General features: G+C 49.9%; 8 protein-coding genes. 2 read left to right on the top strand and 6 right to left on the bottom strand.

Going from position 1 to position 6,589, the window contains the following annotated elements; translation table 11 throughout:
- Positions 1–839: RNA-guided endonuclease InsQ/TnpB family protein (locus tag ACI4OH_RS05940; protein WP_439784389.1), on the top strand; the 839-nt coding region annotated here is incomplete at its 5' end.
- 195 nt (positions 840–1,034) lie between these two features.
- Positions 1,035–1,943 carry an Ada metal-binding domain-containing protein gene (locus tag ACI4OH_RS05935; protein WP_435721707.1) on the top strand — a complete coding sequence of 303 codons (909 nt, stop codon included), beginning with the start codon at positions 1,035–1,037 and terminating at the stop codon, positions 1,941–1,943.
- A 46-nt stretch (positions 1,944–1,989) separates the two neighbouring features.
- Here the strand turns inward: ACI4OH_RS05935 and ACI4OH_RS05930 are convergent, their stop codons facing one another.
- The 6 genes from ACI4OH_RS05930 to ACI4OH_RS05905 form a co-directional block, all read right to left on the bottom strand.
- Positions 1,990–2,454: a YaiI/YqxD family protein gene (locus ACI4OH_RS05930; RefSeq protein ID WP_435721708.1), complete on the bottom strand. Its 465-nt coding sequence runs from the start codon at positions 2,452–2,454 to the stop codon at positions 1,990–1,992.
- A gap of 115 nt (positions 2,455–2,569) precedes the next feature.
- On the bottom strand, positions 2,570–3,364 hold the full coding sequence (locus tag ACI4OH_RS05925; protein WP_432648343.1) for a protein-ADP-ribose hydrolase: 795 nt from the start codon (positions 3,362–3,364) through the stop codon (positions 2,570–2,572).
- Between the two features lie 2 nt (positions 3,365–3,366).
- The gene (locus ACI4OH_RS05920; protein ID WP_435721709.1) at positions 3,367–4,311 is read right to left on the bottom strand and encodes an SIR2 family NAD-dependent protein deacylase; all 945 of its coding nucleotides are present in this window, start codon (positions 4,309–4,311) and stop codon (positions 3,367–3,369) included.
- 29 nt (positions 4,312–4,340) lie between these two features.
- Positions 4,341–4,955, bottom strand: a complete 615-nt coding sequence (locus ACI4OH_RS05915; RefSeq protein ID WP_435721710.1) for a 4Fe-4S dicluster-binding protein — start codon at positions 4,953–4,955, stop codon at positions 4,341–4,343.
- A gap of 91 nt (positions 4,956–5,046) precedes the next feature.
- Positions 5,047–5,679 carry an NAD(P)-dependent oxidoreductase gene (locus ACI4OH_RS05910; RefSeq protein ID WP_435721711.1) on the bottom strand — a complete coding sequence of 211 codons (633 nt, stop codon included), beginning with the start codon at positions 5,677–5,679 and terminating at the stop codon, positions 5,047–5,049.
- A 210-nt stretch (positions 5,680–5,889) separates the two neighbouring features.
- Positions 5,890–6,342, bottom strand: coding sequence for a DoxX family protein (locus tag ACI4OH_RS05905; protein ID WP_435721712.1), 453 nt, complete (start codon positions 6,340–6,342; stop codon positions 5,890–5,892).
- Positions 6,343–6,589: the final 247 nt, after the last annotated feature.

Here is a 6,589-nt window from a genome sequence, read left to right as displayed (position 1 = left end):
TTGTCGATGGCAAAATCCGTTTTGACAAGCCAAGGATGCTTCATCATTATTTGAAAGAAAATCATCTCGGCTGGTGGCAGGATGTCGTCGCTTCTGAAAAACTCAGGATGACGGAAGTGCAGACCTGTTCTTTCTTTAAGGAAAAAGGCAAATATTATGCCGCCTTGACTTATCAGGAAGAGATAGAGCCGCTGCCTAAAACGGGAAAAGTCAACGCCGTCGATGTCAATGTCGCGCATTTTGACAGTCTGGAAGGCAGGGAAATCATCCTACCCGACCGACTAAAACGCCAATATGAGAAGATTGCCCATTATAGCCGTGTACTGGCGAAAAAAAGAGTCGTGAATGGCATGGTGAAAGGGACGCAAAGCAAGCGCTACGAGAAAGCGAGAACCAAGCTTCAGCGTGCGTATACTAAAGTCCGCAACATCCAGCACGATATCTTGTCAAAATACACGACGCATCTCGTCAAAGCCTATGACGAAATTGCCATTGAGAACTTGAATGTCAAGGGCATGAAAATGGGCATTGCCTCAAAAGGCGTCCATCGGTCTCTGTTCGGCGAATTCAAACGGCAGATGCAGTACAAAGCAACATGGTATGACAGAAAACTGGTTCTTGCAGACCAGTCATATCCCTCTACGCAGCGCTGTGCGGCCTGCGGTCATGTAAAGACTGGCGAGGAAAGGATTACGCTGCATGGCAATCAGAAACACGGCACGCGTCATGATCAGTACATTTGCTACGAATGCGGCTACCAAAATAATCGCGATGCCAACGCCGTGCTGAATCTGCTGTATCTGCTCCGTCCTTCTTTGGTACAAACGTATATTCATTAACACAGAAATACAAATATTGGTGTGGGTTAGCGCCAATGAAATATCGTCAGAGTCAGTCCCTGCGATTCCCTCTTTAATTGAGATATCGGAATACTGATGTTGACGGCGATGAGTAAATCTGTAGAAGTTTGAGAAAGGAGAGGTATGTAACTCTCCTGCTAATATGGTTAAAATCGATATTAACTATATTCTTCTATGTTTTACATACCAGAAAAGGAACTCGACTATCTAAAGTCGCGAGACAAAAAACTGGCAGCGGCCATAGAAGCGATTGGGCCCATAAAGCGTCGGGTAGACGATGATATATTCTCGTCTGTTGTCCATCATATCATTGGTCAGCAGATTTCCACGGCCGCACAGGCCACGCTCTGGCAGCGGCTGTCCGCAAAGCTCGGAACCATCGACTCCGAGAGCATCTTATCCCTGAGCCGCGAAGAGCTGCAGTCCATCGGCATGACATACAAAAAGGCCGACTATATTCAGGACTTTGCCGCAAAGGTCCATAGCGGCGCTTTCGATATTCGGGCACTTGAGAGCATGACGGATGAAGAAATGTGGCAGGCTGTGCTGCACAACGACGCAAGTTATGACGGCGTGTTTTTCTACGGTGTCAAGACGACTGGCATCTATTGCCGGCCATCCTGTAAATCAAAAGCCCCGAAACGGGAAAATGTCTGCTTCTTTGCGACTTCTGAAGAAGCCCGCAAAGCCGGTTTTCGCCCCTGCAAGCGCTGCCGCAGCGATTTGCTCGACTACGAGCCCATGAAGCAGCTGGCCGAAGACGTCAAACAGAAAATCGAAGCCTTTTACCGCGAACAGTCGGCCCTCTATCATGAACTCGGCGAAGTCGGCGTCACCGGCCGGCGTCTCACGGACGTTTTCCGCGATGTCTACGGCATGACGCCCAAGGCCTATATGGATAAACTGCGTCTGCAGGAAGCAAAGCACTTGCTGACCGCCACGGATAAAAAAATCATCGACATCGCCTATGCCGTAGGCTTTGGCAGTCTGTCAGCCTTTTACCGCTTCTTCCAAAAGGAACTTTCCCTCACGCCATCTGCTTATCGCAGACAGTCACAAAAAGAAAAATGCGAACCCAAATGAGGCTCTGACAAATGAAATGTCAGAGCCTCATTTGGGTTGAACAGATTCACTCCGCATCTTTCTGAAGCTGTAAAATATGCTGCAGTAAGTGCCCAAATCTTTGGCAGAAATGCTCATCATCTTCGGATGTGCGTTTTCGAGGTCCTTTCAGATGATTCTTCTTCGAGGCACGCCGCGCCTTTTTTGCCAGATGGCGTTCCATCAGCAGCCGGTCGATATTTTCATTCGTGTACTGCCAGCCGTTTTGATGCACGGCATAGGCGTGTTTGCCAAGTGCCATGGCCGCAACGCCGTAATCCTGCGTTACGACGATATCGCCTTTGTGGCAGAGGTTGATGAGCGCGAGGTCCACGGCATCGGCTCCTGCCCCGATGATTTTGACTTCACTGTAATTGGAAGTCAGGATGTGATTCGTATCGCAGAGCAGCGTGACGGGGACTTTGTATTTCTCGGCTATTGTTTCAATCTGCCTGACGACTGGGCAGGCATCGGCATCAACGAAAATCTTCATAAATAAGGCTCCATTCTGTCTCTAAGAATATTCCTGTATTCTCATAAAGATTTCGTCTCGCCCTGCCTTTTTCCTGCCTGTGCAAGTTTAGGTCTATCTCAGAAACATGCTTTTATCATTCGGGACGGCCCAAGATATTTTCGTAAATATCGCGGTCACTGTCTTTAAAGACGTCGAAAATCACGCGCTGCAGCGCTGCGCCCGGATGCTTGTCCAGCCAATTGCGGACCGTCCGAACGGCAATTTCGGCAGCGTCCCGCTGCGGGAACGAGAATACGCCCGTCGAGATGCAGCAGAAGACAATATTTGTGAGGCCATATTCTGCAGCGAGGTCGAGGCAGGCGGTATAGCAGGAGGCCAGCAGCTTTTTATGCTGTTCCGTCAAAGCGCCCTGCACAATGGGGCCGACGGTATGCAGGACATAGCGAGCCGGCAGATGATAGCCTTTGGTGATTTTGGCCTGCCCCGTCGGCTCTTCATGGCCCTGCTTCTTCATGATCTGATAGAGTTCATAACGCATCTCTGCGCCGGCCATAGTCTGCTCGATGTTGTCAATGCAGTTGTGATTCGGACGGAAGCAGCCGAGCATCTGGCTGTTGGCCGCGTTGACGATGGCATCGGCATGCAGGCGCGTAATATCGCCCTGCCAGACAAACAGCCGCGCATTAAGCACACTCGCCGGGATGTCCGTCACTTCGACAATGCCCTTTTCGCGTGTCATCTGTTCAAGAAAAGCCCCTTCGATGGCCGCAAATTCAGCCGTAAGCGGTGCCGGCATGCGGACATTGAACAAGGCGCGCAGAAGCAGCCACTGTCCTTCTGCGTCTTCGGGGATGCGGTACCCTGCGTATTCCGGCATTTCCTTCTGCAGGGCCTTGATAAGCCAGATTCTTCTTTCTTCCTGCGTCATGTTCAGACCTTCTTTTCGTTCAGCAAATCTTTCAGGACCTTTCCGATATCCTGCTCCATGCAGAGGCTGCGGTCCTGTATTTTTTTACTGCAGGCTGCCCATCCCTTGTTGATGGAGACATAAAAAGCTTTTGGATTTTCTTCCGTATAATACCAGAACGGATACTTGATGATGACGGGCGTATTCATGCCGACACCGAGCTCGAGATAAAGGATATGATCATCCTCATGCTGCTCCAAGAATGTATGATAACGCATTTGTGCCTCATGCCAGCCCTCATCTTCAACAAAACGGTCATCGCTGCGCACGCTGACCATCATATCGCGGCCATCATCGGGGCATTTGGGGATGAGTTCTTTAGGGATTGTCATGTTGAGTTTTCCGGAAGCCGGCACCTCGTAGATGCCCTGTTCATTTTTGACAAAGCCCTGCGCCGCGAGCATCTTTTCGACAATTTCCTGATTGTCGTAGGACTTCTGCACCTCGGGCTGCACACTCTGCAGCAGGCCGTAATCGCCCTGCGTGTAGAAAAGGCGCTTCTTGTCAAAGCCGCTTCTCTGGAACTGATGGTCGACATTCGTCGTCAGCACGAAATAATCCTTGTCTCTGACGAGCTTCAGAAGATCCGGATAGACCGAAGACGGTGCGTCGATGTAGCGGTTGAAATAAATCTGACGGCTCCACCAGCCCCAATAAAATTCAGGGCTTGGGAACGGATAAAAGCCACCCGTGTACATATCCGTGATGCCGAATTTCTCGGCAAAGTCAAAGAAATATTTCCGGAAGCGTTCACCGCCATACGTCAGCCCCGCAGCCGTCGAAAGCCCCGCGCCGGCGCCAATCAGGACGGCATCGGCTTTTTGTATTTTTTCTTTGAGCAAAGTAAGCTGCTCTTCATACGATCTATTATTTTTTTTGTAGCAAAGTACGGTATCAAAACCAAACATGATTTTCCTCCACGATTCCATTTCTTCTATTATATACTTTTGGTTATGGCCTGTACGGGGCAGATTTCTGCGCAGCGTCCGCAGCTCAGGCAATGATGACGGTCGATAACAGCCTTGCCATTCGGACGAATTGAAATGCAGTGCTGTGGACAGACGGACAGGCACTTTTGGCAGCCAATGCAGGCATCTTCATTGACCCGATAGCCGCATGCGTGTGTCTCTGCGTCGCCGAGGATAAAGTCATCCCGCTCGATGTGCGACGGATTGCTGATATCGAAATACTCCCCTGTCCCTTGATAAATCTGGAACACTTCGAGAGCCTGACGTGTATTCTCCGGATAGATCTTTGCCATGTACGGATTTTCAATAAAAATTTCCGCGAGTTTCTCCTGTCCGATATTGCGTACAAAGCCATCGAAACGCACAGCCCGCTTGTCGCGCGTACCGGACAGGCTGATATATCCCTGCTCCTGCAGCTGATGATAAAAATTCTTGCCCTTGGCTGTCAGGAAATAAAGGCCCTGTTCATCATAGAGCATCAGGTCGATGACGCGAGTCTCGGGGCGTCCTTCGTCATTCAGCGTCGCCATAACGACGGAATGAAAATCTTTGACCAGCATCTTGAGATAATATACGGTATCCATCGCTAACATCCTTTCTCTTTTTAGACATGCAAAAACTGCCGCGGGGAAACGGCAGTCTTTTGGGGATTATGCATAAGGGGATTTGGCGGGCTTAAGCGCGGACAACGGAGATGCGCTGTTTTACATGCTTGCCGCTCTCAATTTCATCGACCATAGCAATGGCGTAGTCGGCATACGAGATGATGGACTCATTCTTGCTGTTGAGCGTGAACTCTTCGCCGGCAAGGATGTATTTGCCCGTGCGGTCGCCATCTGCCTGGAAATCAGCAGCTGGGGAGATGTACGTCCAGTTGACATCTTCCGTGGCACGAAGTTCAGCAAGAGCCAGACCATGTGCGGCGCTGACACCCTTGAAGGCATCCGGGAAATTCGGAGCGAGCTCTACCGTGGAAGTATGCTCTTTGTTCGTGTAAAGGCTGCCTGCACCGCCGACAACGACGAGGCGCGTCTTTGTGCCCTTCAACAGGTCTGCGAGGTAAATGGCAGCTCTCGGTACGATATACAGCGTCTCGAGCGTCCACGTGCCGACTGCATCGACAACAACGTCAAAGCCCTGCAGATCTTCCTTCGTCAGAGCGAAGACATCTTTTTTGATATAATTCTTGGCCTGCGTGTTATTTTCGTCATGACGGCCAAAAGCGACAACCTCATGGCCGCGATTCAGGGCCTCTTTGATGACATTCTGTGCGACACGGCCGTTTGCTGCTACAACTGCGATTTTCATAATATGTTTCTCCTTCCGAAGGGCTTTTCCCTTCCAATCAATCTTTGTTTTTTCTTTATGTAATGTTCGCGATTACGTCTTACAAGTCATACTATACCAGAGCAGGTACATATTGTCAACACTTTTATTACATCAAAAAAAATAAAAAATTTTGGCATCCCGATGTGACAAGCACCAGGATGCCAAAAGTATCTTATATATATGAAGATTTTAGTCGAGCTCCGACTCGTCGCGTTCCGCGCCGAGCATGTAGTCGAGGCTGTAGCGGCCCGGACCGGCAAAGAGCGTGCCAAGGTAGAAGATGCCTTCTTCGAGAGGACGCGTTACCTCAAGAATCGGAGCGCCCATCGCGTAGACAATTGCCGTGCCCATCATGAGATTGGCGAAAAGCAAGGCCGACATCGGACGATAGAGCAGGCCGAGCAGGATGAAGAGTCCGCCAAACGTCTCCGTCAGGCCCGAGACAAGTCCGAAGAACGTCGGGAACAGGTGAATGCCGAGAGCCCCCATCATCGAGCCCAGCGCCGTCCATCCCTCAGGACCGCTGAGGATTTTCGGCACGCCGTGCCAGATAAAGGCCAGACCGATGAGAATGCGGAAGACGAGAAGTCCAAGATCTTTTTTGGATGCAATAAAGTTGTTGAGCTGCTGTAATGCGTTCATGATGATTCCTCCTTCATGAGTCAGTATTTTTTCGTAATGGATAATCATTTCATACTTACATGATATACGAAGAAGGGAAGCGCGGCAAGAACGATTTTTTGCTTGAGCTAGTATCAAATGCTTGCGTATTGGCCTGATTACTGGGCAAATAGATTATGAGTCCAGCTGCTGTATCACATCGTCGCGATGCTGCATAGCCCTTTCAGAAAAATTGCCATAGCCTGATACTGTCCACCACAAAAATATT

It is taken from the genome of Mitsuokella apri (assembly GCF_051886055.1).
Classification (GTDB): domain Bacteria; phylum Bacillota; class Negativicutes; order Selenomonadales; family Selenomonadaceae; genus Mitsuokella.
Note: the sequence above shows the minus strand (reverse complement) of the source record. Positions and strands in the feature narration are given on the sequence as shown.